We start from the raw sequence: 22,926 nt of genomic DNA on the forward strand, positions 1-22,926 counted from the left end.
AAAAAATGGAGACAACATGTTGCGCATTCACTTGAAAAACTGGATCACCTCATTGGCCGTTACCAGCGTGCTGGCCGCGTCGTCAGCGGCCTGGGCGCAGGAAGACATCGTGCTCGGTGGCTCCATCCCGCTCACCGGCGTATTCGCCTTCGCTGGTATCGGCATTGATGCCGGCATCAAGGATTACCTGAAAATCGTCAATGATGCCGGTGGCATCAAGGGCCGCAAGATGCGCTACGTGCCGGAAGATACCGGCTACAAGGTCGATGCCTCCATGGCGGCCTTCAAAAAAATTACCAGCCAGAACAAGGTCAACCTGTACTACGCCGACTCGACCGGATTCTCGAAGACCGTCAATCCCGAACTCGAACGCTCGGGCGCGATGCTGATGACCGGCGCCTCGTTTGGCAAGGAACTCAACGATCCGAAAAAATATCCGCTGCAATTCATGGTTGGTCCCGACTACAGTGAAATGGTCGGCATCCTGCTCAACTACATCGCCAAAACCAAGCCGGGCGCAAAAGTCGCCATCGTCTATTCCGATACCGAATTCGGCAGGGACCCGATCGACGCCGCACGTGCCAGCATCAAAAAGCTCGGCCTGAACCTGGTCACCGAAATCGTCACCGCACCGGGCAGTGTCGATGTCTCGTCGGAAGTCATCAAGCTGCGTCGCGCCGATCCGGACTACACGATTTTTCATGGCTATGTCCTCGCGCCGATACCCGAGTTCATCAGCCAGTCCAAGGCGCTCGGCATGAAGACTGCGTTCATGGGAACGTTCTGGAGCATGGATAACTCGACCGTCATGAAAATGGGCGACAGCGCCGATGGCTTCATGGGCGTCATGCCGTACCGCTACTACTACGACACCGAGGGCAAGTCGCCGATGCTGGATAAAATCCGCCAGATGCGCCCCGACTACCAGAGCACAGCCTACACGCAGGGCTTCCTGTCGGCGATGCTGATGACCGAAGCAGTCAAGCGCACGCTGGATGCCGGCAAGCCGCTCGATGGCAAGAACATGAAGGCCGCACTCAACTCCATCAGCAACTTCGACACCGGCGGCCTGATCGGCACACCGATCACGATCAAGGGCAATTCGATTCCGGTCGGACGCATCTACAAGGCCGACATGAAGCAGAAAAAAATGCTGCCGGTGTCCGACTGGATCACGCTGGAACAATAAGGAATCCATTGTGACCACTCGCCCCGACATGGTCCTCGAAGTCAACAATATCGAGGTGGTCTACAACAAGACCGTGCAGGTCCTGCGCGGCCTGTCGCTGGCGGTGCCGCGCGGCAAAATCGTTGCGCTGCTCGGCAGTAACGGTGCCGGCAAGTCGACCATGCTTAAAGCCGTGTCGCGTTTGCTGGCGCTGGAAGATGGTGCCATGACCCGGGGTGAAGTGCGCTTTGACGGGCACGACATCAGTCACAGCGAACCGCACGAGCTGGTGCGTGCCGGCCTGTTTCACGTGATGGAAGGACGGCGGGTGTTCGAAGACCTGACCGTTGAAGAAAACCTGGTGGCCGCGACCTATGCGCTGTCCGGCCGGGGCGCGGTAAAGCCGGCGTTCGATCTGGTGTACGAGTATTTTCCGCGCCTGTTCGAACGGCGTACCGGGCTGGCCGGTTACCTCTCCGGTGGCGAGCAGCAAATGCTGGCCATCGGTCGTGCTCTGATCGCACAACCGACATTGATTCTGCTTGATGAACCCTCGCTGGGCTTGTCGCCGGTACTGGTGGAAACCATCTTCGAGATCATCGCCCGGATCAATGCCGAACGCGGTGTCTCGATGCTGGTGGTCGAGCAGAATGCCTCGGTCGCGTTGGCCGTGGCGGATTACGGTTACATCATGGAGACCGGCAAAGTCGTCATCGATGGCACGGCAGAAAAGCTGGCTACCGATCCTGATGTGCGCGAGTTTTATCTGGGCATCGGCGCCGAGGGTGGCACCAAGGGTTTCCGCGAATTGAAACATTACAAGCGCCGCAAGCGCTGGCTGTCCTGACATGAATGACATCCCCAACTACACACTGACGCAGGCGCAAATGCTGCGCCTGCACGCGCAACGCCGTCCTGATGCACTGGCCATCCGGCAAAAGAAATTCGGTATCTGGCAACCGGTATCGTGGGCTGCCTACTACCGTCGCGCCTGCCATGTCGGACTCGGGTTCAGGGCGCTGGGACTCGGGCCGGGTGCGCACATCGCGATCCTGTCCGAGAACCGGATTGAGTGGGTACTGTCGCAGCTCGGGGCCGGTCTGGTCGGGGCGATTACGGTGGGCGTGTATTCGACCAGTCCGTCGAACGAGATTGCCTATGTGCTTAACCACGCCGATGCCGAAGTCATCATTTGCGAAGATCAGGAACAGGCCGACAAGGTACTGGCCGTGATCGACCAGTTGCCGCTACTGAAAAAAATCATCGTGCTCGAAAAGAAGGGTTTCGAAGAAACCCGCGTCCTCGATCTGCAGCGCGTCATGAGTTTCCGTGCGCTGGAGGAAGCGGGCGTGCAACACGGCCAGCTGCATCCCCGTCTGGTCGATACCTGTCTCGATGCCCAGCAACTGGACGACACCGCGCTGCTGATCTACACCTCCGGTTCCACCGGCAAGCCCAAGGGCGCAATGATCAGTTACGCCAATATCGCCGCCATGGCCGAAGGCGCTGCCGAACGGCTGAACCTGAACAACCGAACGACCCATTTGTCGTACCTGCCGCTGTGCCACGTCGCCGAGCAGATGCTGACCGCGTTCGTACCGCTGTACCTGGGCTCGCGGGTCGACTTTGGCGAATCGATCCGTACCGTCCAGGAGGACCTGCGCGAAGTCGGGCCGTCGATGTTCCTCGGCGTGCCGCGCATCTGGGAAAAATTGCACTCCGCCATTTCGATCAAGATGCATGAGTCGGGTGCCATTCGGCGCTGGCTGTTCGCCACCGGCATGCGCACCTGCGCACCGTTCGCCGAAAAAGCAGCGCACCAGCGCAACCCGATGCAGCAGCTCGCATTTTCCATTTACTACCTGCTGATTTTCCGGGCACTGCAGAACTTCATCGGGCTGCGCCGGGCAAAGATAGCGCTGACCGGCGCGGCACCGATTTCACCGGTGATCGTGCAGTTTTTCCGGACGCTGGGGGTGCCGCTGGTGGAGGTGTACGGCATGACAGAATCGAGCGGGATGGTGCTCGGGCAGCGCCTCGATGATGTGTATATCGGCCGGGTCGGCTTGCCCATCATCGGCGTCGAGCATCGGCTGTCGGCGCAGGGTGAATTGCAGATCCGCGGTGCCGTGGTGTTCCAGGGTTATTACAAGAACCCGGAGGCCACTGCATCGACCATCATCGACGGCTGGCTGCATACGGGCGATGTGGTCAGTGCCGGCGAGGGCGGGCTGAAGATCGTCGATCGCCTGAAAGACATCATGATCACTGCCGGCGGCAAAAACCTCACGCCATCCGAAATCGAAAACACCATGAAGTCCAGCCACTTCATCAAGGAATGCATCGTCATCGCCGATGCCCGCAAATACGTCGCCGCGCTGATCCAGATCGACTACGACGCGGTCGCGCAATGGGCCGAAGCGCGCAACATGGCGTTCACGCATTACCGGTCGCTGATCGACGCGCCCGAGGTGCGTGACCTGGTACAGGCCGAGATCGACATCGGTAATGCGCGTCTGGCGCAGGTCTCGCAAATCCGTAAATTCCATTTGCTGACCAAGGAGCTGGACCACGACGACGGTGAAGTCACCGCCACCATGAAAGTGCGGCGCAGCAGCATCACCAGGACGTACGCCGGTGACATCGACGCGATGTATCGCTGAACATCATGGCCATCAAACCTGTGCCACCGACATCCTCGCCATGGAGCAAGAAACGCGACCTCGACCAGGAACGTGAAGTCAAACGCGCAGCGGTGCTGCATACCGCTGCGCAGCTGTTCAACGAAAAGGGCTTTCACGCGACCTCGCTCGATCAGGTGGCCGAGCGACTGCACATCACCAAGCCGACGCTGTATTACTACATCAAGAACAAGGACGACATCCTGTTTCAGTGCGTCAGCCGCGGACTGGAGATGATGCAGGAAGCCATCCGCGTTGCCGGTCTGTCCGGCGGCAGCGCGCACGACAAGCTGGTTGCGGCCATGCGGCAATACGCCGAAATCACCACGATGGACTTTGGCATGTGCGTGATCCGGGTCGGTGAAGATCCGTTGCCGCCCGAGAGCCGCAAGGCATTGCGTCGCATCAAAGGCGGCATCGACCGCGAGTTCCGCGAACTGATCCGGCAGGGCATCGCCGAAGGCTCGATGATCGAATGCGATCCCCGGCTGGCGGCTTTTGCGATTGCCGGTGCGTTGAGCTGGATCGGGCGCTGGTATCGGCCGGATGGACCCGAGTCGCCGACCGCGATCGCGGATCAGATGATCCATTTGCTGACTGCGGGACTGAGCAGGAAGCCGGTGGCAGCGAACGGCAGCGCGGTGACAAAGACGACCCGGGCGACCGGCAAGACGCCCGTGGTTGCAACGCGCAAGAAAAAAGCAGAACCGATTTAGTGACGCATTCAAGCCGATCAACCCAGCCAACCAGGAACCACCATGCAACCATCCGAGCCGCTCGTCATCCTGCAACGTGACGGCGCCATCGCCACGCTGATCCTGAACCGCCCGGGCAGCATGAACGCGCTGGACATTCCCACCGCACAGGCCTTGCTGGCGTGCTGTACCGAACTGGCCGCCGACGAGAGCGTGCGTGCGGTGGTGCTCAAAGGCGCCGGCAAGGTCTTCGGCGTCGGTGGCGATCTGTCGTCGCTGCGCACCGATTCGGCTGCCACGGCGATGACGCTGATCGCACCGTTGCATGCATCGATCCGGTTGCTGACATCGATGAACGCGCCGGTCATCGCCTGCCTGCACGGCACCGTGGCGGGTGGCAGCCTCAGCCTGGCGATGGCGTGCGACCTGGCGATTGCCGCCGATGACACGCGCTTCAACCTGGCCTATGTCAACGTCGCGGCCAGTTGCGACCTGTCCGGTTCGTGGCATTTGCCGCGCCTGGTCGGACTGCGCAACGCGATGGCCATCGCGCTGCTGGGCGACACTTTCGATGCAGCCGAGGCGTTGCGACTCGGTTTGCTGAACCGGATCGTGCCGGCAGCCGAGCTGGCGTCGGCCACGACCGCGCTGGCGCAGCGCCTCGGCGATGGTCCGACGCAAGCAATCGGCCGCATGAAGCGTCTGCTGCGCCAGTCGCTCGACAACACGCTATCGAGCCAGCTCGATCTGGAGCGCGACAGTTTTCGTGACAGCGCCGGGACCGCGGATTTCGCCGAGGCGCTCGATGCATTTTTCAGCAAGCGACGTCCGACGTTTGTCGGTCACTGAATTCGGTTTTTACAATCATTCCTCGAAAGGACATCACCATGGCAGAAGCCTATATCGTCGCCGCAGCACGCACCGCGGGCGGCCGTCGCGGGGGCCGTTTGTCCGGCTGGCATCCGGTCGATCTGGCCGCGCAAATTCTCGATGCGCTGGTGGCTCGCGGTGGCATCGATCCGGCGCTGATCGATGACGTGATCATGGGTTGCGTCAGTCAGGCTGGCGAACAATCGACCAATGTGGGCCGCAACGCGGTGCTGGCATCCTGCCTGCCCGAGTCGGTCCCGGGCACCTCGATCGACCGCCAATGCGGCTCGTCGCAGCAAGCGTTGCACTTTGCGGCGCAGGCCGTGATGTCGGGCACGATGGATGTCGTCATTGCTGCCGGCGTGGAAAGCATGACGCGCGTGCCGATGAACATGCCGAGTCAGCTGGCGCGCAAGAATGACCTCGGGTACTACATGAGCGATGCCCTCCGCGCACGCTATCCGGGACCGGACTTCAGCCAGTTCATCGGCGCCGAAATGATCGCAAAGAAATACGGACTGTCGCGCGAGATGCAGGACCGCTATGCGTACGACAGCCACCAGCGCGCGATTCGTGCCACGCGTGACGGGCGCTTCGCTGACGAGATCGTTGGCGTCGCTGCTCGCACAGCTGCTGGCGCAACAGGCGAGCTGCATCTGGTCGACGAAGGCATCCGTTTCGACGCCACGCCCGAGAGTATCGGCGGCGTGAAATTACTGTTTGAAGAAGGCTCGATCAGCGCCGCCAATGCCAGCCAGGTCTGCGATGGGGCCAGTGGCGTGATGGTCGTCAACGAGCGTGGCCTGAAAGCACTTGGCGTTGCGCCCTTGGCCCGCATCCATCACATCAGCGTACTCGGACACGATCCGGTGATCATGCTCGAAGCGCCGATACCCGCGACCTTGCGGGCGCTAAGCAAGGCTGGTTTGCAGATCGATGACATCGATCTGTTCGAGGTCAACGAAGCCTTCGCCCCGGTGCCGCTGGCATGGCTGCAAGCCACCGGCGCCGATCCGGCTCGCCTGAATGTGCATGGCGGCGCGATTGCGCTGGGGCATCCGCTCGGCGCTTCCGGGACCAAGCTGATGACCACGTTGCTGCATGCCTTGCGACAGCGCGGCAAACGTTATGGTTTGCAAACCATGTGCGAAGGTGGCGGCATGGCCAATGTGACGATTATCGAGCGGCTTTGATCCGTTCGATGAGCGTCCGACTAGCTGGCTGGATTACCGTCCAAAAAACGGATAGTTCGGATCGGTATACCCCGGTGTCGAGGTATGACCCGGATGGATCAGCGTATCGATGTAGGCCTCTTCCTCTGTCGTGATGTTGACGTCGATCGCCGGGTAGTAATCCTCCAGCTGCGCCAGCGTACGCGGCCCGGCGATCACTGAACTGACGATCTTGTTCGCCATCACCCAGGCAGTCGCAAATTGGCCCAGCGTGATGCCACGCGCATCGCTGCGTTCCTTGAGCTGCTGGGCAATCACCAGTGACTCCTCGCGGAATTCGGTATTCATCATGCGTGTATCGCCACGGCCGGCACGCGTGCCTTCCGCCGGTGCCTGGCCGGGCAGGTATTTGCCGGTCAGTACGCCACGGGCGATCGGGCTGTAGGGCACCACGCCGATACCGTAATGCGCGCAGGCCGGCAGGATTTCGACTTCCGGACCGCGATTGAGCATGTTGTAGTACGGCTGGCAGACGATCGGCAACGGCACGCCGGTCTGTTCGCACAGGCGCACGACCTCGGCGATGCGCCAGCCGCGGAAATTGGACAGGCCGAATGCGCGGATCTTGCCGTCGCGAATCAGGTCGCCCAGTGCGCGTACGGCTTCTTCCAGATTGGCATCGTGATAGTCGCGGTGCAGGTACAGGATGTCGACGAAATCGGTGCCGAGGCGCTTGAGCGAGGCTTCGGTTTCACGCAGTATCCAGTTGCGCGAGTAGTGGCCCTGGTTGGTTTGCTTGCTCATCGGGTTGCCGAGCTTGGTCGCCAGTACCCAGTCATGGCGGTCGCTGGCCAGTATCTTGCCGACCATTTCTTCGGAACGGCCCAGCATGTAGACATCGGCGGTATCGATGAAATTGATGCCGTGCTCGCGCGCCGATGCGACGATGCGCTCGGCTTCGTCGAACTCGGTCTGGTCGCCAAACATCATGGTGCCGAGGCACAGTGCGGAAACCTTCAGATTGCTCTTGCCCAGATTCTTGTAATGCATGGTGCGACTCCTTGTTGAGGACTATGACAATTCACTTTGCCGATTGCATCGCGTCCGCAAGCCAGCCCAGACCGTCTTCGGTACGTCCGCGTGGCCGGTACTCGCAACCGATCCAGCCGTCATAGCCGAGTTCGTCGAGCAGACGGAACAGGTACGGATAATTGACTTCGCCATCGTCCGGTTCATTGCGGCTGGGGACGCTGGCAATCTGTACGTGGCCGATGTCGTCGATGTGTTTTTTGAAGGTCGTCGCCAGGTCACCTTCGACGATTTGCGCATGGTAGAAGTCCATCTGTACCTTGACGTTGGCCGCACCGGATTCTTCACGCAGTGCATGTGCCTGTGCTTGCGATGTCAGGAAATAGCCGGGCATGTCGCGTCCGTTGATCGGTTCGATCAGCAGCATCAGACCATGCATGCCGACTTCCTGCGCGGCGTGGCGCAGGTTGGCCAGATACACCGCCCGATGCGCGGCCAGATCGGCGCCCGCAGGTACCAGTCCGGCCATCATGTGTATCCGTTTGGTGCCGAGCGCGCGTGCGTACTCGATGCCGCGTGCAACGCCGGCGCGGAATTCTTCTTCACGGCCGGGCAGGGCGGCGATGCCGCGTTCGCCGGCTGCCCAGTTACCAGGAGGCAGGTTGAACAGCACGTTTTCCAGGCTGTTTTCGGACAGCCAGGAAGCGACTTCCTGTGGCGTGTGATCGTAGGGAAAAAGAAATTCGACCGCCTTGAATCCCGCGGCTGCCGCCGCGGCAAAGCGCTGTGGAAAAGCGACTTCGTTAAACATCATCGTCAGGTTGGCTGCAAATTTTGGCATGGTCATCCTCTGAATGGGGCATGGCGCCCGAAGGTCGGTTTGAATGTATCGATCTGCTGCCTGGCGCACGGGCTTGACGCTAGCAGGAGTATGGCACCACCCGTCGTGTTCAGACCTGGCAATCCAGCGCGTATTTCTGTTCCAGTCGCTGCGATTTGCGGCGGGTTTTTTCTGCGCTGCGGTTGGTTGCAGCTGCTGCATCTTCTCGCGCCCATTTGGATTGCAGCGCCAGCGCATCACACTTCTTGCGGTGGTTGCTGGCGATGGTGCGGGCGTGGTTGCGCTGCTTTTGTTCTGCGCGTTCGGTCTTGCTGCGGGATGCCGCGAGCGCGCCGAGTTGCCTCTTGTCGGCATCGGCGCGCTGCTGTGCCGCACGCAAGTCGGACTGCATTGTCGCGGGCTGGCGCAGGTCCGATTCCGGCAACGGCTTGCCGCCGGGGCAGGCGGTATCAGTGTAGGTCACGCTACCGTTGCTGTCGCAGCGGAAGGCGGCATGGCTGCCTGCCGAGGCGCCAATAAAAAGCACCGCCAGTGCGGCGCGCGCAAGGGACATTGAGACGGTCATGGTCAGACGACTTTCCCGGGATTCATCAGGTTCAGGGGATCGAGTGCAGTCTTGATGCGTTCCATCAGGCGCATTTCGACGTCGGATTTGTAGCGGCGGATCTCGTCGCGTTTCATCGCACCCAGGCCGTGTTCGGCCGAAATCGATCCGCCAAAATGGTCGACGCTGTCATGCACCACGCGGTTGATGTCCGACTGGCTGGCAATCAGGGCGTCGCCAGCTTCGCCTTCCGGTGGCGAGACGTTGTAATGCAGGTTGCCGTCGCCCAGATGGCCAAACGTGACCAGCCTGCAGCCGGGGAACTGCGCGGCCAGCAGGGCGTCGGTACGGGTGATGAATTCACCGATCAGTGAAATCGGTACCGACACGTCATGCTTGATGTTCTTGCCTTCATCGGCTTGCGCCAGCGGGATGTGCTCGCGCAGATTCCATAAACCTTTCGACTGTGCCATCGAGGATGCCACCACGGCATCGTGGATCACTTCCTGTTCGAGAGCATCGGTGACAAGACGCTCCAGTGTGGCTTCGGCATGTTCGGCGGATTCGTTGTCGGAGATTTCCAGCAGCACGTATTGCGGTGACGATTGCGGAAACGGCAGGCGCATTTGCGGATAATGCTTGACCACCAGTTGCAGGCAAAAATCCGACATCAGTTCGAAACCGGTCAGGGTGGCGCCGCAATGGCTTTGCGCCAGCGACAGCAGTTTCAGGGCCGCATTCGGCGTGTGCATCGCCGCCAGTGCGGTCAGTCGCGCCTTCGGTTGCGGGAACAGTTTCAGCACGGCGGCGGTGATGATGCCCAGCGTGCCTTCGGCGCCAATGTACAGGTCGCGCAAATCGAAGCCGGTATTGTCCTTGCGCAGGCCGCGCAAACCGCTCCAGATTTCACCCTGGGCGGTGACCACTTCGAGGCCGAGGCACAGCTCACGCATGTTGCCGTAGCGCAGAACCGCCGTGCCACCTGCGTTGGTGGCGAGGTTGCCGCCGATGGTGCAACTGCCTTCGGCTGCCAGCGACAGCGGGAACAGCCGATCAACGTCGGTGGCAGCGTTCTGGATGGTCTGCAGGATGCAGCCGGCTTCGACCGTGATCGTGTTGTTGATGATGTCGGTAGCGCGGATGTGGTTGAGTCGCGTGAGCGACAGCACCACGGCGTTGCCGCTGTCGTCCGGTACGCTGCCGAGCACCAGGCCGGTGTTGCCGCCTTGCGGGACCAGCGGCACACGGTATTGGTTGCACAGTTTTACCAGCAGGGCGACTTCTTCGGTGCTGCCGGGTTTCAGGATCGCCAGAGCCTTGCCGGTAAAACGGCGCCGCCAGTCGGTCAGGTAACCGGCCATGTCGGTGTGGTCGGTAACAACGTAATGTTCGCCAATGGCGCTGCGGCAATCGCTCAGGAAATCATTCATTTGGGTGCTTTTTCGGTGGCGGTTTCAATGGCTTTGTCGATTGTTTCGCGGGCGATTTTCTTGGCGGCTTTTTTGTACGGCTTCAGGTAATAAATGACCGAAAAAAAGTAGATGCAGACCAGCGCCACTTCGATCCAGCCGAGTGTCGCAGACAATGGCACGCGGTCACTGGTGGCGCGTACTATGCCTTCGGTAAAATAGATCAGGATCAGCATGGACGACCATTGCAGTGTGTAAACGTCACGTTTGATCACGCCGCGCAGAGGCAATATCAGCGGGATGACCTTCAGCACCATCCACGACCCGTTCGGTCGCAGCGGCGCCAGCCACATTTCCCATGCCACGCCAAGAACGATCAGGCCGATGAGGCTGGACACCGCTGCTACGTAGCAGGACTTCTGGAAGGAACTTTGCATTAGTGGCTCCGGAGTTTTTTAGCGGTCTCGGCGAGGCGGCGGCCCAGCGCGATGGTCAGGGTCCGACTCTCGTCGGACAGCGGCTGGTTGCCATTGATGCCGGACCAGTGGCTGGCGCCGTAGGGCGTACCACCGGAAGAAGTCGTCATCAGTTCGGGATGGGTGTAGGGCAAGCCAAGCACCATCATGCCGTGGTGCAGCAGCGGAATCATCATGGTCAGTAGTGTGCTTTCCTGCCCGCCATGCAGGCTGCCGGTCGAGGTGAAGACACAGGCCGGTTTGCCGGCCAATGCCCCGCCCAGCCATTGCGCGCTGGTGCCATCCCAGAAGTATTTCAGCGGCGACGCCATATTGCCAAAGCGGGTCGGCGAGCCGAATGCCAGCCCGGCGCACTCGTCGAGGTCGCGCAGTTCGACATACGGTGCACCGTCGTCGGGAATCTCCGGCATGGTCGCTTCGGTGACGGTGGAGATTGCCGGTACGGTGCGCAGCATGGCATCGCAGCCGGGCACGCTTTCGATGCCCTGGGCCAGCAGTTCGGCCATTTTGCGGGTCGCGCCGTGCCGGGAATAATACAAAACCAGAATGGATAAGTTGGGTGAGTTCATCCTTGATATTATAGGGCGCTTTGCTTCTGGCCCAATACGGCGCGTGCCCTGCGCCGACCTCTCGGATTAAATCTCTTTTCGTATGGTTTCAAAACGTTCGCTGACACTTCGCGGTATCACCTGGTCGCAGCTGCGCGACCTGTTTCGCTTCGCCGCGCGCCGGCTCGACGAAGAGCATTTGCCGCAGGTCGCCGGCAGCCTGACCTTCACGAGCGTGCTGGCGCTGGTGCCATTGCTGACCATTGCGCTGGCGATTTTTACCGCCTTCCCGCTGTTCAATACGTTCCGTGCCTCGCTGGAAGCGTATTTCATCCAGAACCTGATGCCGAAGGCGATTGCCAACACCATCCTCGGTTATTTGACTCAGTTCGCCGCGAAGTCGACCGGCCTGTCGGCCATCGGTGGCGGCGTGCTGATCATCACCGCAGTGGCGATGATGTCGACCATCGATCGGGTCTTTAACCGCATCTGGGGGGTGCGGGTGTCGCGCCCGTTCCTGCAGCGGGTGCTGGTGTATTGGGCGATTCTGACGCTGGGGCCGCTGCTGATCGGCGTGTCGATTTCACTGACATCCTATCTTTTCAGCGCGACCAACGGCGTCGTGCTGGTCGTGCCGATGGTCGGTGCGGTGGCCTACACGCTGATCTCGGTGGCGCTGACCACGGGAGCGTTTTCATTGTTGTATGTGGCGGTACCGAATCGTTCGGTTGACTGGTCCGATGCGTTCTGGGGCGGTCTGCTCGCAGGCGTCGCATTTGAAATTGCCAAGCGCCTGTTCGCTGCCTATATCGTCAAGTTTCCGACTTACACGATGGTGTATGGATCGGTGGCGGCGGTGCCGATTTTTCTGTTGTGGATCTACATGTTCTGGATGATCACGCTTGCCGGCGCGTTGCTGGCGGCGGCACTGCCGGTGGTCAAATATGAACGCTGGTGGTTCGTCGCCCGGCCCGGCAGTGCCTTCGTCGATGCGATTACGATCCTGCGCTTGCTGTACCGGTCGCGCCAGGCGGCATCCACGTCGGTGGTCGACGCGAACATGATACGCACCGGCACGCGGCTTGGTTTTGACGAGTCGGAACAACTGTTGCAGCAGATGCTGGAGGCCGGCTGGGTCGGACGTATCAAGACCGACGCACCGAAGCGCATGCGGTGGGGCAAGTCAAACGCCGGCAGCCAGGATCGCTGGGTGTTGCTGGCCAATCCCGGACAACTCAAGCTGGCCGACATTTATCGCTTGTTCGTCTTTGATGCGTTCGGTGCGTCACCGCTGGCCTCGCATGTCGAGAACGCCGTCGAAAACGGCCTCGACATCAGCCTTGCCGACTACTTCAATGACGAACCGGTGCGGCCATTCCATCTCTCGTCGGTGGTGCGCAGCTGACGAAAGTCAAGTCCGGCCCACCGCAAAATCAAACAGGTGCGCCAGTACCGCATCGGGTTGTTCGGCCATCAATGCGTGTCCGCAATTGTCCAGCCGGACGACTCGTGCGGCAGGCATCGCCTTGATCAGCGAGGCAGTGGCACGCGGCGGCGTCATCATGTCCTGTTGACCCAGCAAGAACAGTGTCGGGCAGCGCACCGACGCGGCAGCGATGTCGCCATTGGTGTAGCTGTTGCAGGCCACGAAATCCGTATGAAAAACCGGCGCCGGGTTGCCTGCCGCAATATGCTGCATCAGGCGCCGGTTGCCGCCGATGACCGAAAATCCGGGTCCCGGTGACGACGGTTTTTGGGCGATACCGGAGTGCGACCAGATGTTGACCATGTCGATTGCATGCTGTTCGTGATGCTGTGCCTCGTCGAGCAAAGTATCCGACACCTTCATCGGATACGCGCTGCCGACCAGGGCGATTTTATCCACGCGCGACGGCGCACGGCAGGCGGTTTCCAGTGCCACCAGCGAACCCATGCTGTGGCCGATCAGCGTGGCGGTCCTGACGCCGGCGGCATCGAGCAACTTCAGCAGCCAGTCGCTAATTTCGCCGACCGACGCGAGTGGCGCGCCTTTGCTGCGGCCATGGCCCGGCAGGTCGAGCGCCAGCACACCAAAGCCATGATGCGCAAAATAGCGTGTCTGCAGCACCCAGACCGAGTGATCGTGCTGCGCGCCGTGTATGAACACCGCAGTCGGCAGGGTGGCATCGAAGGGCTTTCCACCGGTGTAGCAATAGGCGTCGCGGTCATCAACAGTGAGCAGCATCTCAGGCTCCTTTCGGTACGCGTTGCGATGCCTTCAGGCCTGCGGCCAGGTCGTCGATCAGGTCGTCGACGTCCTCCAGTCCGATCGACAGGCGCATCGTGCCTTCGGTAATGCCGGAGGCGGCCAATTGGGCATTGGGTACCCGAAAATGCGTGGTCGAGGGAGGATGGATCACCAGTGATTTGGCATCGCCGACATTGGCCAGATGCGAGAAGACTTTCAGCGCCTCCACAAAACGCTGGCCGGCGGCGCGGTCGCCCTTGATGCTGAACGAGAACACCGCGCCGCAGCCTTTGGGCAGCAATATTTTTGCCAGGGCGTGATCGGGATGCGACGGCAAGTCGGGATACGAGACCGATTCGACGGCATCGTGCGCGACCAGAAATTCGACCACCTTGCGGGTGTTGGCGACATGCCGGTCCATGCGCAGTCCGAGGGTTTCGATACCCTGCAAAATAGCGAACGCATTATGCGGACTCATGACCGCGCCGAAGTCGCGCAAGCCTTCGCGACGGGCGCGCAAGGCAAACGGCGCGACCGTCGATTCTTCCGAGAACACCATGCCGTGGAAGCCGTCATACGGTTCGCACAGCTCGGCGAAGCGGCCAGTTTTTTCATACGCCTGCTGCCAGTCGAAGGTGCCGCCATCGACCAGCAAGCCGCCGATGGCAGTGCCATGTCCGCACAGGAATTTGGTCGCCGAATGAAACACCAGATCGGCGCCATGCTCGAACGGTTGCAACAAGTACGGCGTGGTGAAGGTGGAGTCGACCATCAGTGGCAAATACTGTTCATGTGCCAGTTCGGCCACGCGGTCGATGTCGAGGACGTCGAGTCCGGGATTGCCGAGCGTTTCGGCAAACAGCACCTTGGTGTTCGGCCGGATGGCAGCACGCCAGGCATCGATATCGCGCGGATCGACGAACGTGGTCTCGATGCCGAAGCGCTTCAAGGTGTATCCGAGCAAATTTTGTGACCCGCCGTACAGCGCGCGCGAGGCGACGATGTGCGAGCCGGCGCCGGCAATCGTGACCAGCCCGAGATGCATGGCAGCCTGGCCGCTGGCGGTGGCGATGCCGGCGACGCCACCTTCGAGTGCGGCGATGCGTTCTTCCAGTACGGCATTGGTCGGATTCGAAATGCGCGAGTACACATGGCCTGCGCGTTCCATGTTGAACAGCGATGCGGCGTGATCAGAGTCCTTGAAGACGAACGAACTGGTCAGGTAGATGGGCGTGGCGCGTGCGCCGGTGGCCGGGTCAGGGGCGGCGCCAGCGTGCAGCGCGAGGGTGTCGAAACCGGGATAGTGCGGACCGCTCATGGGCTGTGTCTCCTGTCTTGTATGGATCGAATCGTAGCATCGGAATGTACTGAGGTTGATCTTGTCGACCATTGCCCATGATTGATCACATTCATGCCGCCGAACCGCGCTAGATTTTTCGACGTGCTTGCGCTACTCTCCAGAGGACAGAACAACAACACGCCGGGACACGCCAATGAAAGTATCTGAAATCCTGCAAGTCAAAGGAAACATCCTTTACACCGTTACTCCCGAGACACCGATGCTGCAGGCCGTGATCACGATGGCGGAAAAGGATATCGGGTCCCTGGTGGTGATGGAATTCGGCGAACTGGTCGGCATGTTGAGCTTTCGCGAAGTCATGAAAGCACTGCATGAAAGCAATGGCGAAGTCGGCAAAGGGACAGTGCGCAAGCACATGGATGACCATCCGATCACCGTCACGGCCGATACCGAAATCAATGAAGTGCGTCGCCTGATGCTGGAGCGCCATGCGCGGTATGTGCCGGTGATGGATGCCCGCACATTACTGGGCATTATTTCGTTTTATGACGTCGCCAAGGCGGTCGTCGAAGCACAGAGCTTTGAAAACAAAATGCTGAAAGCGTACATACGCGACTGGCCCGCGGAAGGCGACGAGTAACTCTGCTGCTCCGGTCCGAAGCATGACAAAAGTGCCGTTCACGGTTGCCAGTGCGCAGCGATGAACGGCTTTTTAATGTCCAGCTGACTGTTCGATCAGCGCTCACCACAACCAGAAAATTCCACTCACCCTCATCAGGAGTACAGGCATGCATATCGCCATTATTGGTGCCGGTTTATCCGGTTTGACTTGCGCCCACCGTCTGCAGGAGCAGGGACATCGCGTGACGGTCTATGAAAAAAGCCATGCCGTCAGCGGTCGCATGAGTACCCGCAAAACCGACCTCGGCGGTTTCGATCATGGCGCACAGTACTTCACGGCAACCAGTGCCGCATTCAAGAAAGACGTCGCTGTCTGGACCAAAGCCGGCTGGGTCGCGCCGTGGCAAGGCAAATTCGTGGCGCTGGAAAACGGCAAGTCCAAACCAGCCGGAAAATCGGCACCGGACAAATCGACCCGCCATGTGGGCGTCCCCGCCATGCGCGCCGTCGGCGAGCAGCTGGCGCAAGGGCTCGATATTCGGACCGCGCAACGGGTCGGTCGCATCGAAAAATTTGGCGAGCAGTGGCTGCTGGAAGTGCATGCCGACACGGTGCCGATTGCAGCCAGCGCCGGACCGTTCGATGCAGTCGTTGTCGCGGTGCCGGCGGATCAGGCCGAGCAATTGCTGTCGGTCGTGCCGGCCTTTGCCAGGCAGGCAAAGAAAGCCAGGCTGGTGCCATGCTGGACGATGATGCTGGCCTTCCAGGAAGGACTTGACCTTGGCTATGACGGTGCTTGGGTATCCGGTTCGCGGCTGGGCTGGCTGGCGCACGATGCGTCCAAGCCGGGGCGCCGTCCCGGCGAGCATTGGGTCTGCAACGCCACCAGTGCATGGAGCATCGAACACCTTGAGGACGATCCGGAACGCGTCAAGGAAAAATTACTGAAGGCGTTTCATGAGGCTACCGGCAGCCACGTGCAGCCGGTCTATGCAACGGTCCACCGCTGGCGTTATGCGCAGGCACAGGCTCCGCTGGACGCGGATTGCCTGTGGAACAAGAAGCTGCGCATCGGCGCGTGCGGCGACTGGTTTAAGGCCGGACTGGATGGCGCCGGGCGAGTCGAAAATGCCTACCTGAGTGGCACGGCACTGGCCGCAAGCATCGTCTGATCCATCGTTTTCCGGGCCGCCCATGAGCAATAAAAGCCAGTTTTCATTGATGGCCGAGCGTCGCTTCGGCCCTTTTTTCTGGACCCAGTTTCTGGGCGCCTTCAACGACAATGTCTTCAAGACGGCGCTGCTGACGATCCTGACCTACGAAGCGATGAGCTGGACAGCGATCGACCCGGCCTTGCTGAACAACCTGATTCCGGGTTTGTTCATTTTGCCGTTCGTGCTGTTTTCTGCCACGGCGGGGCAGCTGGCCGACAAGTTCGACAAAGGCCGGGTAGCCCGTAGCGTCAAGTTACTGGAAATTGTGATCATGCTGGTCGCCGCTGGCGGATGGATGACGCACAACCTGTTCCTGCTGATCGCCGCGATCATCGGCATGGGATTGCATTCGACGCTGTTCGGTCCGGTCAAGTACGCCTATCTGCCACAGCACCTGAAAACCAGCGAACTGGTTGGCGGCAACGGCCTGGTCGAAAGCGGCACCTTTGTCGGTATCCTGCTGGGCGAAGTGCTGGGTGCGGTCCTGGTGGTGCACAAGCCGTGGGGTGTCGAACTGGTGGCGTTCGGCACGGTGGCGATTGCGCTGGCGGGCTGGCTCTGCAGCCGGGCAATTCCTGTGTCGCCGGCACCGGTGCCGGGTCTGGTGGTGAACTGGAATCCCCTCAGCGAGACCGTGCGCAATTTCAAGTTCACCCGCCAGAACCGCGCGGTATTTCTGTCCGTGCTGGGCAACTCGTGGTTCTGGTTTTATGGCGCGATCATTCTTGCGCAATTTCCTGTCTTTGCAAAAACTTACCTGCACGGAGATCACACGGTATTCGTGCTGTTGCTGACAATTTTTTCGCTCGGGATCGGTGCTGGCTCGTTGCTGTGCGAACGGCTCTCCGGCGGCAAGATTGAAATCGGGCTGGTGCCGTTCGGCTCGATCGGCTTGTCGGTGTTCGGAATCGACCTGTTCCTAGCCAGCACGGCCTATACCAGCACCGTCAGCGTCGACCTTGTCGGCTTTATTGCACAACCCGGCAGCCTGCGCATCCTGTTCGACTGCCTGATGATTGGCTTGTTTGGCGGCCTGTATATCGTGCCGCTGTTCGCGTTGATCCAGACCCGTTGCGACCCGCGCTATTTGTCGCGCACGATTGCCGGCATGAACATCATGAATGCGCTGTTCATGGTGGTGGCGGCGTTGCTGGCGATGGTGCTGCTCAAGGCCGGCTTCACGATCCCGCAGTTGTTTCTGGTTACCGCCGTGTTGAACGGGTTGGTGGCCACGTATATTTTTTCGGTGGTGCCGGAATTCCTGATCCGGTTCATGGCCTGGTTGTTGATCCACACCATACATCGCGTGCAATTAATTGATGTCGACCGGATTCCGCACCATGGGGCGGCTGTCCTTGTTTGTAACCATGTCAGTTACGTCGATGCGATCGTCATCATGGCTGCCAGTCCGCGCCCGATCCGGTTTGTGATGGATCACCAGATATTCAGGATTCCCGTGCTGTCCTGGATGTTCCGGAATGCCAAAGCGATCCCGATTGCGCCCGCCAAAGAAGATGCGGCATTGATGGAACAAGCCTATCTGGACATTGCCCGGGCACTCGACGATGGCGATCTGGTCTGTATTTTTCCCGAAGGAAAACTGACCGTGAATGGTGACATGAACACATTCCGCGGTGGCATCATGAAGATACTCGAACGCTCGCCGGTGCCGGTGATTCCGATGGCCTTGCGTGGACTGTGGGGCAGCTTGCTGTCGCGCGGTGATGGCAATCCGTTTGGCCGCTCGTTTCAGCGCGGACCGTGGTCCCGGCTGGCGCTGGCCGTGGGCCAGCCGTTATCGCCGTCGGAAGTCACGCCAGAGAGTCTCCAGGATCGGGTATTGGGCTTGCGCGGAAACGTCAAATAGGAGCGATGGCCGGCGTGGATCAGGTAATTGATCAGGCCCACGCTAGTAGATGACCAGCACGTCGTTGCTGCAGCAGTCGACCAATCGTTGATACACATCGGGCAGCACATTGATGCAGCCCTTCGTGACCCTGACGCGTTGCTCCACCCGGTTAGCATTGAGCCGGTCAACCCGGCGCTCCTTCGGATTGAGCGTGTAGACGCGATGAATGGCCCACAGGTTTTTACGATCCTCCTGAAAGACAAGCAGGTCGCCGCCGTAGCCTTGCTCGCTAATCTGCTGTTGAGACAATGAAAATGTTCCGGACGGCGTCCGCTCGCCGACCAGCGCCGGAAAACACGACCCCATGAAGCAGATCGAGGCTGCTGCCAGACTGACCAGCACCATATCAACCCAGCGGCTTCTTGCTCGCCATCGGGATAACTGGCGGTGCAGGTGTTACGGGGATGGCAGGCAGCACCGGAGCAGGTGGAATGAACTTTGCCACCGGACGGACAAAAATATATTCGCCGCGGCCGATTGCCGGAATGACTTCAAAGCCACTGCAGACCAGCTCACCGCCGGATGGATCGTTTTCACATTCCAGCGGCAGTGCCCGTGGCCAGATGGTGGCCGCTGTCGGGAAGCCCGGCAGATAGTTGGGCACATGGTAGAGGCCATCGCCCACCGGGCCGGCAAATTCGGTTCCGGTGGTCGAGATAGCCGGGGTGCCCGATCCGAGCGGCATCCTTTTTACCAGGAAGCCACCATTCGCCGGCAGTCCGTCGGACGCTTGCGCGCCGCAGCAGAACAGGACGCTGGAAATAACAAGTGATGCAACTTTGGTTTTCAAGATAGCTCCTTCATGCCGTATTGAGTTTGCGAGCCAGGCATCAGTAGCGATACGTATTGTCGCTACCGCCGGCATCGCTCAAGCGGGTGGGGGAGGTAGATACCGCCGAGACGGCAGTTGCGGAAGACCGGTCGGGACACCGCACGCCGGTGGCTTCGAATGCTTCCTTGTTGAGCGCATCCATGCACAACCGCGCCAGCGCGGCACCCTTGAAACCCATGTTCCAGATTTCGCGTGCGTTTTTCAGCATCAGACAATTGTTGTCGGTCCAGCTGCTGCCGATGCTGAATCCGAACGACACGGCACTCGCACCCATCGATACCGAGCCCATGCACGTGTCGTTGCTGCTGGTGAGTGCAGGAGCGACGGCAGTGGCTACCGGGTTGCGCGATTGTGCTTCGTAGGTTGCATGGCTATCGATGGACAGGGATTGGCCCTGACTGCCGACGCCTTGCGCGCTGCCGCCTTTGCTGGCCGAATTCGATGATGCGCCTGCGTTGGCATTCGACGATGTGGCAGCGTTGGCATTGCTGGACTTTGCAGGCTTGCCGAGACCATAAGTCGGTTGCAGTGCTAGCCCGTCAGCCCATGCGGCACTCATGCCACAAGCAGCTGCCAGAAAGATGACTGTTTTGATGTTCATGATGTTTTCCCGGAGTGGTGAGCAGAGAGGTTCAAGGTGCGGTGACCTTGCCTGTGGATGCCGACAGGTTGGCGCGTACAAAGTAGTCGCCCGAGCTACCGAGATTGGCGATGCCGGCGGCGTTCATGCCGTCCAGCTTTCCGATGTCCGTGGCGCCACTCACGTAGCCGGTTTTTTTATCCGAAATCTTGACTGTCGTCGTGCGGATGCCGCCGGTCGAGCCGGTTTGTGCCGGAACGGTGGTGGTCAATTTTTCGTAGTGCAGCGCCAGATCGAAACCAGACGTGGTTCCCGCTGCGAAGGCGCTGCCCTGATTGGTGTCCGCCACAATTCGGTTGTGCGTATCGGTGCCTGATTTTCCGCCGTTGTATCCGTCGGTGACACCATGAATAGCCGCTTGTCCGTGAACTGCCGCGCTGACGTCGCCGCGTGACGTTGCCGAACCGGTGCCGGAACCTGTGCTGATGTTGTAGGCTTGACCTGAGCTCTTGGTCTCGGTTGCGCCGGAGATACCTGCATTGACAGCCTGATAACAGGGCAGATAGTTTGCTGACGCGGTGACCTTCGCCATGCCGGATTCCTTGTTTTGCGCAAACGATGTCGATGTACCATTGTTGCCCAACGAGAAGTTGCCTTTGACGACATTTTGAATCGCCACAACGCCGCTGCCGCTGGCAGAAGGCTGGGTGGCAAACGCTGCGCCATGGAGGGTCATTGCAGTCAACATTACAGCTGTGATTTTAATTTTAGACATGATCGAAGTACTTTCTATAGTTATTAGATTGGCATTTTTGTTGTTACTTCGATAAGTGGCGGGTGTGCACGGGAAGTTCGGTGCGAAATAAGGAATTGTTGAAATGACACTATTTTTCACAATGTTTTGCCGAGGTAAATCAATCGCAGGGGTTCCTCCTGTGGTGAGCGATGACTGCATAGACGCGCATCGGGGTCGCTATTCGGCAAGCGACTCGGCACATCGCGGTGAAGGAGTTGGCATCACCCGGGCGATCCGGGAAATTGCCTGGCAATGTGCTGATGGTTGAAGCGACGCAGAGCCGCAATCCTGAAGTCGACAGGGCGCTGACTTCAGCCGGGGCATGTTTCGCCGCGGCGAATGCAGTTGCAGGTACTTGAACAGCCCGGGACTTGTTAAAATGCGCCATTCGCCAGCATGGTCATGCTGTTCGGCGCTCCCTTTCATTCCTTTACCAAGATCGATCACTGTTATGTTGAGTTACCGCCATGCCTTTCATGCGGGCAATCACGCCGACGTTCTGAAGCACGTCGTTACGATGCAGCTGTTGCGTTATCTCAATCAAAAAGACACGCCTTACATGTACATCGACACGCATTCCGGTGCCGGAGTCTATACGCTGGACGGCGGCTACGCCGCCAAAAATGCCGAATTCGAAAGCGGTGTCGCGCCGCTGTGGAGCCGCAAGGATTTACCACCGCCACTGCACGAGTACATCCAGCTCATCAAGAAAATGAACCCGAGCGGCAAGCTGCGCTACTACCCCGGCTCGCCATACGTGGCCGACCAGACCATGCGCGAAGCCGACCGCCTGCGCCTGTTCGAACTGCATCCTGCCGATGCTCGCATCCTGCAAGACAATTTCCGTAAGGTCGAAGCGCATGCTGCCGCGCAGGGCGAGCGCACCACCGTGCGCGGCAAGCGCGTGATGATTCAGAAGGGCGATGGCTTCCTTGGATTGAAAGCCCTGTTGCCACCGCCATCGCGCCGTGGCCTCGTACTGATCGATCCTCCCTACGAAGACAAATCCGACTATCGCCGGGTCAAGGACACGCTGCAGGACGCGCTGGTGCGTTTTGCGACCGGCACCTATGCGGTCTGGTATCCGGTGCTGCACCGGATGGAGTCACGCCAGTTGCCCGACAAGCTCAAGCGTCTGCAGGCCAACGGCTGGCTGAACGTCACCCTGACGATCAGTACGCCGGGGCCGGATGGTTTCGGGTTGCATAGCAGCGGGATGTTCGTGATCAATCCGCCATTTGGTCTGGAAGCCATGCTCAAAGACCTGATGCCGTTTATGGTCAAGACGCTGGGGCGTGACAGCGGCGCTGGTTTTACCCTCGAAACGGGTGCCACGGCGGTGCCGTACACGGGTACGCGCCGCGTCTGAGTGGCCGGTGCAAGGACCAGTGTTGTGTTGGTCGCGCCTGGCATTGAACAATCTTTTTTCACCATGTCAGCGATCAAATCATGAACAAGGCCTTTGTCAGGGAAGCTGATGGTGATGAGGACGATGACGAGGTCGCATTACCGGCGATTCCGGCCGGCACCCGTAATTACATGACGCCTGCCGGATTCCAGCGGATGAAGTCCGAGCTACTGAAGCTGATTGATGTCGACCGGCCTGAAGTCGTGCAAATCGTGTCCTGGGCCGCGTCGAATGGCGACCGCTCCGAAAATGGCGATTACATTTACGGCAAGCGTCGCCTGCGGCAGATCGACGGGCGCATCCGCTTTCTGACCAAGCGCCTCGACTTCGCCGAAGTGGTCGAGCCGAGCGTGCAGTTCGGCAACGCGCAGATATTTTTTGGTGCGACGGTGCGCTACGAGAATCACGCCGGCGAGGAGCACACGGTGACCATCGTCGGCATCGATGAACTCGATCCGTTGCATGGCAAGATAAGCTGGATTTCACCGGTGGCCCGCGCGATCACCAAGGCCAGCGTAGGCGATACGATCACCCTGAAGACGCCGTCCGGTATCGAAGAACTGATCATTCTGGAGGTCAGTTATCCGGCACCGTTAGTCGAGTAAG

The 22,926-nt window shown here is 59.9% G+C and carries 24 protein-coding genes; 12 read left to right on the forward strand and 12 right to left on the reverse strand.

Annotated elements, in window-relative coordinates:
* The first annotated feature begins 16 nt into the window (after window positions 1–16).
* Genes ABD720_RS04785 through ABD720_RS04810 form a run of 6 tightly spaced genes read left to right on the forward strand, consistent with a single transcriptional unit; the run spans window position 17 to window position 6,607 of the window.
* Window positions 17–1,189 (forward strand): ABC transporter substrate-binding protein, encoded by a 1,173-nt coding sequence (locus tag ABD720_RS04785; protein WP_344762094.1) that lies wholly within the window; start codon window positions 17–19, stop codon window positions 1,187–1,189.
* Between the two features lie 28 nt (window positions 1,190–1,217).
* A complete protein-coding gene (locus tag ABD720_RS04790) occupies window positions 1,218–2,015 on the forward strand; it encodes an ABC transporter ATP-binding protein (RefSeq protein WP_344762324.1) in 798 nt (265 codons plus the stop codon).
* Window position 2,016: 1 nt separating this feature from the next.
* Window positions 2,017–3,831, forward strand: coding sequence for an AMP-dependent synthetase/ligase (locus ABD720_RS04795; RefSeq protein ID WP_344762095.1), 1,815 nt, complete (start codon window positions 2,017–2,019; stop codon window positions 3,829–3,831).
* Window positions 3,832–3,836: 5 nt separating this feature from the next.
* Window positions 3,837–4,565 (forward strand): TetR/AcrR family transcriptional regulator, encoded by a 729-nt coding sequence (locus ABD720_RS04800; protein ID WP_344762096.1) that lies wholly within the window; start codon window positions 3,837–3,839, stop codon window positions 4,563–4,565.
* Window positions 4,566–4,607: 42 nt separating this feature from the next.
* Entirely contained in the window at window positions 4,608–5,393 is a 786-nt protein-coding gene (locus tag ABD720_RS04805; protein ID WP_344762097.1) for an enoyl-CoA hydratase/isomerase family protein, read from the forward strand.
* A gap of 38 nt (window positions 5,394–5,431) precedes the next feature.
* Window positions 5,432–6,607 carry an acetyl-CoA C-acetyltransferase gene (locus tag ABD720_RS04810; RefSeq protein ID WP_344762098.1) on the forward strand — a complete coding sequence of 392 codons (1,176 nt, stop codon included), beginning with the start codon at window positions 5,432–5,434 and terminating at the stop codon, window positions 6,605–6,607.
* Between the two features lie 33 nt (window positions 6,608–6,640).
* On the opposite strand, the gene ABD720_RS04815 is transcribed toward ABD720_RS04810, so the two are convergent.
* The 6 genes from ABD720_RS04815 to wrbA all read right to left on the reverse strand — a co-directional run bounded on the left by ABD720_RS04815 (window position 6,641) and on the right by wrbA (window position 11,454).
* Complete coding sequence (locus ABD720_RS04815) at window positions 6,641–7,636, reverse strand: aldo/keto reductase (protein ID WP_344762099.1); 996 nt, start codon at window positions 7,634–7,636, stop codon at window positions 6,641–6,643.
* A 31-nt stretch (window positions 7,637–7,667) separates the two neighbouring features.
* A complete protein-coding gene (otnI, locus tag ABD720_RS04820; RefSeq protein WP_344762100.1) occupies window positions 7,668–8,456 on the reverse strand; it encodes a 2-oxo-tetronate isomerase in 789 nt (262 codons plus the stop codon).
* A 109-nt stretch (window positions 8,457–8,565) separates the two neighbouring features.
* The gene (locus ABD720_RS04825) at window positions 8,566–9,009 is read right to left on the reverse strand and encodes a hypothetical protein (RefSeq protein WP_344762101.1); all 444 of its coding nucleotides are present in this window, start codon (window positions 9,007–9,009) and stop codon (window positions 8,566–8,568) included.
* Between the two features lie 14 nt (window positions 9,010–9,023).
* Window positions 9,024–10,430 (reverse strand): FAD-binding oxidoreductase, encoded by a 1,407-nt coding sequence (locus tag ABD720_RS04830; protein ID WP_344762102.1) that lies wholly within the window; start codon window positions 10,428–10,430, stop codon window positions 9,024–9,026.
* A complete protein-coding gene (locus ABD720_RS04835; protein ID WP_344762103.1) occupies window positions 10,427–10,846 on the reverse strand; it encodes a DUF2069 domain-containing protein in 420 nt (139 codons plus the stop codon). The genes ABD720_RS04830 and ABD720_RS04835 overlap by 4 nt, the downstream gene beginning before the upstream one ends.
* A complete protein-coding gene (gene wrbA, locus ABD720_RS04840; RefSeq protein WP_344762104.1) occupies window positions 10,846–11,454 on the reverse strand; it encodes an NAD(P)H:quinone oxidoreductase in 609 nt (202 codons plus the stop codon). Before wrbA ends, ABD720_RS04835 begins: the two co-directional genes overlap by 1 nt.
* Before the next feature lie 82 nt (window positions 11,455–11,536).
* On the opposite strand from wrbA, the gene ABD720_RS04845 reads away from it, so the two are divergent.
* Window positions 11,537–12,838: a YihY family inner membrane protein gene (locus ABD720_RS04845; RefSeq protein WP_344762105.1), complete on the forward strand. Its 1,302-nt coding sequence runs from the start codon at window positions 11,537–11,539 to the stop codon at window positions 12,836–12,838.
* Between the two features lie 6 nt (window positions 12,839–12,844).
* Here ABD720_RS04845 and ABD720_RS04850 read toward each other — a convergent pair whose 3' ends face one another.
* Together ABD720_RS04850 and ABD720_RS04855 are read right to left on the reverse strand one after the other, a co-directional pair.
* The gene (locus tag ABD720_RS04850) at window positions 12,845–13,657 is read right to left on the reverse strand and encodes an alpha/beta fold hydrolase (RefSeq protein ID WP_344762106.1); all 813 of its coding nucleotides are present in this window, start codon (window positions 13,655–13,657) and stop codon (window positions 12,845–12,847) included.
* 1 nt (window position 13,658) lies between these two features.
* The gene (locus ABD720_RS04855; RefSeq protein ID WP_344762107.1) at window positions 13,659–14,978 is read right to left on the reverse strand and encodes an O-acetylhomoserine aminocarboxypropyltransferase; all 1,320 of its coding nucleotides are present in this window, start codon (window positions 14,976–14,978) and stop codon (window positions 13,659–13,661) included.
* Window positions 14,979–15,153: 175 nt separating this feature from the next.
* On the opposite strand from ABD720_RS04855, the gene ABD720_RS04860 reads away from it, so the two are divergent.
* The 3 genes from ABD720_RS04860 to ABD720_RS04870 all read left to right on the forward strand — a co-directional run bounded on the left by ABD720_RS04860 (window position 15,154) and on the right by ABD720_RS04870 (window position 18,662).
* Entirely contained in the window at window positions 15,154–15,600 is a 447-nt protein-coding gene (locus ABD720_RS04860; RefSeq protein ID WP_344762108.1) for a CBS domain-containing protein, read from the forward strand.
* Between the two features lie 148 nt (window positions 15,601–15,748).
* Window positions 15,749–16,753 carry an NAD(P)/FAD-dependent oxidoreductase gene (locus tag ABD720_RS04865; RefSeq protein WP_344762109.1) on the forward strand — a complete coding sequence of 335 codons (1,005 nt, stop codon included), beginning with the start codon at window positions 15,749–15,751 and terminating at the stop codon, window positions 16,751–16,753.
* Between the two features lie 22 nt (window positions 16,754–16,775).
* Window positions 16,776–18,662 carry an MFS transporter gene (locus ABD720_RS04870; protein WP_344762110.1) on the forward strand — a complete coding sequence of 629 codons (1,887 nt, stop codon included), beginning with the start codon at window positions 16,776–16,778 and terminating at the stop codon, window positions 18,660–18,662.
* Window positions 18,663–18,704: 42 nt separating this feature from the next.
* Here ABD720_RS04870 and ABD720_RS04875 read toward each other — a convergent pair whose 3' ends face one another.
* From ABD720_RS04875 to ABD720_RS04890, 4 genes are read right to left on the reverse strand one after another with little or no spacing between them, the layout of a single operon-like run.
* Window positions 18,705–19,049 (reverse strand): hypothetical protein, encoded by a 345-nt coding sequence (locus tag ABD720_RS04875; protein WP_344762111.1) that lies wholly within the window; start codon window positions 19,047–19,049, stop codon window positions 18,705–18,707.
* A gap of 1 nt (window position 19,050) precedes the next feature.
* Window positions 19,051–19,494 carry a hypothetical protein gene (locus ABD720_RS04880; protein WP_344762112.1) on the reverse strand — a complete coding sequence of 148 codons (444 nt, stop codon included), beginning with the start codon at window positions 19,492–19,494 and terminating at the stop codon, window positions 19,051–19,053.
* Between the two features lie 40 nt (window positions 19,495–19,534).
* Window positions 19,535–20,137, reverse strand: coding sequence for a hypothetical protein (locus ABD720_RS04885; RefSeq protein WP_344762113.1), 603 nt, complete (start codon window positions 20,135–20,137; stop codon window positions 19,535–19,537).
* Window positions 20,138–20,168: 31 nt separating this feature from the next.
* Window positions 20,169–21,071: a hypothetical protein gene (locus ABD720_RS04890; protein ID WP_344762114.1), complete on the reverse strand. Its 903-nt coding sequence runs from the start codon at window positions 21,069–21,071 to the stop codon at window positions 20,169–20,171.
* A gap of 292 nt (window positions 21,072–21,363) precedes the next feature.
* On the opposite strand from ABD720_RS04890, the gene ABD720_RS04895 reads away from it, so the two are divergent.
* Together ABD720_RS04895 and greB are read left to right on the forward strand one after the other, a co-directional pair.
* A complete protein-coding gene (locus ABD720_RS04895; RefSeq protein WP_344762115.1) occupies window positions 21,364–22,281 on the forward strand; it encodes a 23S rRNA (adenine(2030)-N(6))-methyltransferase RlmJ in 918 nt (305 codons plus the stop codon).
* A gap of 80 nt (window positions 22,282–22,361) precedes the next feature.
* The gene (gene greB, locus ABD720_RS04900; RefSeq protein WP_344762116.1) at window positions 22,362–22,925 is read left to right on the forward strand and encodes a transcription elongation factor GreB; all 564 of its coding nucleotides are present in this window, start codon (window positions 22,362–22,364) and stop codon (window positions 22,923–22,925) included.
* Window position 22,926 lies beyond the last annotated feature (1 nt).

Origin of the sequence: Actimicrobium antarcticum, from assembly GCF_039536745.1 — a bacterium.
GTDB classification, from domain to species: domain Bacteria; phylum Pseudomonadota; class Gammaproteobacteria; order Burkholderiales; family Burkholderiaceae_D; genus Actimicrobium; species Actimicrobium antarcticum.

What these genes read in the sequence shown, in the direction of transcription:
- ABD720_RS04855 (WP_344762107.1), bottom strand. Translation starts at nt 14,978, where the DNA reads ATGAGCGGTCCGCACTATCCCGGTTTCGACACCCTCGCGCTGCACGCT.
- greB (WP_344762116.1), top strand. Translation starts at nt 22,362, where the DNA reads ATGAACAAGGCCTTTGTCAGGGAAGCTGATGGTGATGAGGACGATGAC.
- ABD720_RS04815 (WP_344762099.1), bottom strand. Translation starts at nt 7,636, where the DNA reads ATGCATTACAAGAATCTGGGCAAGAGCAATCTGAAGGTTTCCGCACTG.
- ABD720_RS04860 (WP_344762108.1), top strand. Translation starts at nt 15,154, where the DNA reads ATGAAAGTATCTGAAATCCTGCAAGTCAAAGGAAACATCCTTTACACC.
- ABD720_RS04805 (WP_344762097.1), top strand. Translation starts at nt 4,608, where the DNA reads ATGCAACCATCCGAGCCGCTCGTCATCCTGCAACGTGACGGCGCCATC.
- ABD720_RS04890 (WP_344762114.1), bottom strand. Translation starts at nt 21,071, where the DNA reads ATGCAGTCATCGCTCACCACAGGAGGAACCCCTGCGATTGATTTACCT.
- ABD720_RS04845 (WP_344762105.1), top strand. Translation starts at nt 11,537, where the DNA reads ATGGTTTCAAAACGTTCGCTGACACTTCGCGGTATCACCTGGTCGCAG.
- otnI (WP_344762100.1), bottom strand. Translation starts at nt 8,456, where the DNA reads ATGCCAAAATTTGCAGCCAACCTGACGATGATGTTTAACGAAGTCGCT.
- ABD720_RS04800 (WP_344762096.1), top strand. Translation starts at nt 3,837, where the DNA reads ATGGCCATCAAACCTGTGCCACCGACATCCTCGCCATGGAGCAAGAAA.
- ABD720_RS04865 (WP_344762109.1), top strand. Translation starts at nt 15,749, where the DNA reads ATGCATATCGCCATTATTGGTGCCGGTTTATCCGGTTTGACTTGCGCC.
- ABD720_RS04795 (WP_344762095.1), top strand. Translation starts at nt 2,017, where the DNA reads ATGAATGACATCCCCAACTACACACTGACGCAGGCGCAAATGCTGCGC.
- ABD720_RS04830 (WP_344762102.1), bottom strand. Translation starts at nt 10,430, where the DNA reads ATGAATGATTTCCTGAGCGATTGCCGCAGCGCCATTGGCGAACATTAC.
- ABD720_RS04895 (WP_344762115.1), top strand. Translation starts at nt 21,364, where the DNA reads ATGTTGAGTTACCGCCATGCCTTTCATGCGGGCAATCACGCCGACGTT.
- ABD720_RS04850 (WP_344762106.1), bottom strand. Translation starts at nt 13,657, where the DNA reads ATGCTGCTCACTGTTGATGACCGCGACGCCTATTGCTACACCGGTGGA.
- ABD720_RS04825 (WP_344762101.1), bottom strand. Translation starts at nt 9,009, where the DNA reads ATGTCCCTTGCGCGCGCCGCACTGGCGGTGCTTTTTATTGGCGCCTCG.
- ABD720_RS04875 (WP_344762111.1), bottom strand. Translation starts at nt 19,049, where the DNA reads ATGGTGCTGGTCAGTCTGGCAGCAGCCTCGATCTGCTTCATGGGGTCG.
- wrbA (WP_344762104.1), bottom strand. Translation starts at nt 11,454, where the DNA reads ATGAACTCACCCAACTTATCCATTCTGGTTTTGTATTATTCCCGGCAC.
- ABD720_RS04785 (WP_344762094.1), top strand. Translation starts at nt 17, where the DNA reads ATGTTGCGCATTCACTTGAAAAACTGGATCACCTCATTGGCCGTTACC.
- ABD720_RS04885 (WP_344762113.1), bottom strand. Translation starts at nt 20,137, where the DNA reads ATGAACATCAAAACAGTCATCTTTCTGGCAGCTGCTTGTGGCATGAGT.
- ABD720_RS04790 (WP_344762324.1), top strand. Translation starts at nt 1,218, where the DNA reads ATGGTCCTCGAAGTCAACAATATCGAGGTGGTCTACAACAAGACCGTG.
- ABD720_RS04870 (WP_344762110.1), top strand. Translation starts at nt 16,776, where the DNA reads ATGAGCAATAAAAGCCAGTTTTCATTGATGGCCGAGCGTCGCTTCGGC.
- ABD720_RS04835 (WP_344762103.1), bottom strand. Translation starts at nt 10,846, where the DNA reads ATGCAAAGTTCCTTCCAGAAGTCCTGCTACGTAGCAGCGGTGTCCAGC.
- ABD720_RS04810 (WP_344762098.1), top strand. Translation starts at nt 5,432, where the DNA reads ATGGCAGAAGCCTATATCGTCGCCGCAGCACGCACCGCGGGCGGCCGT.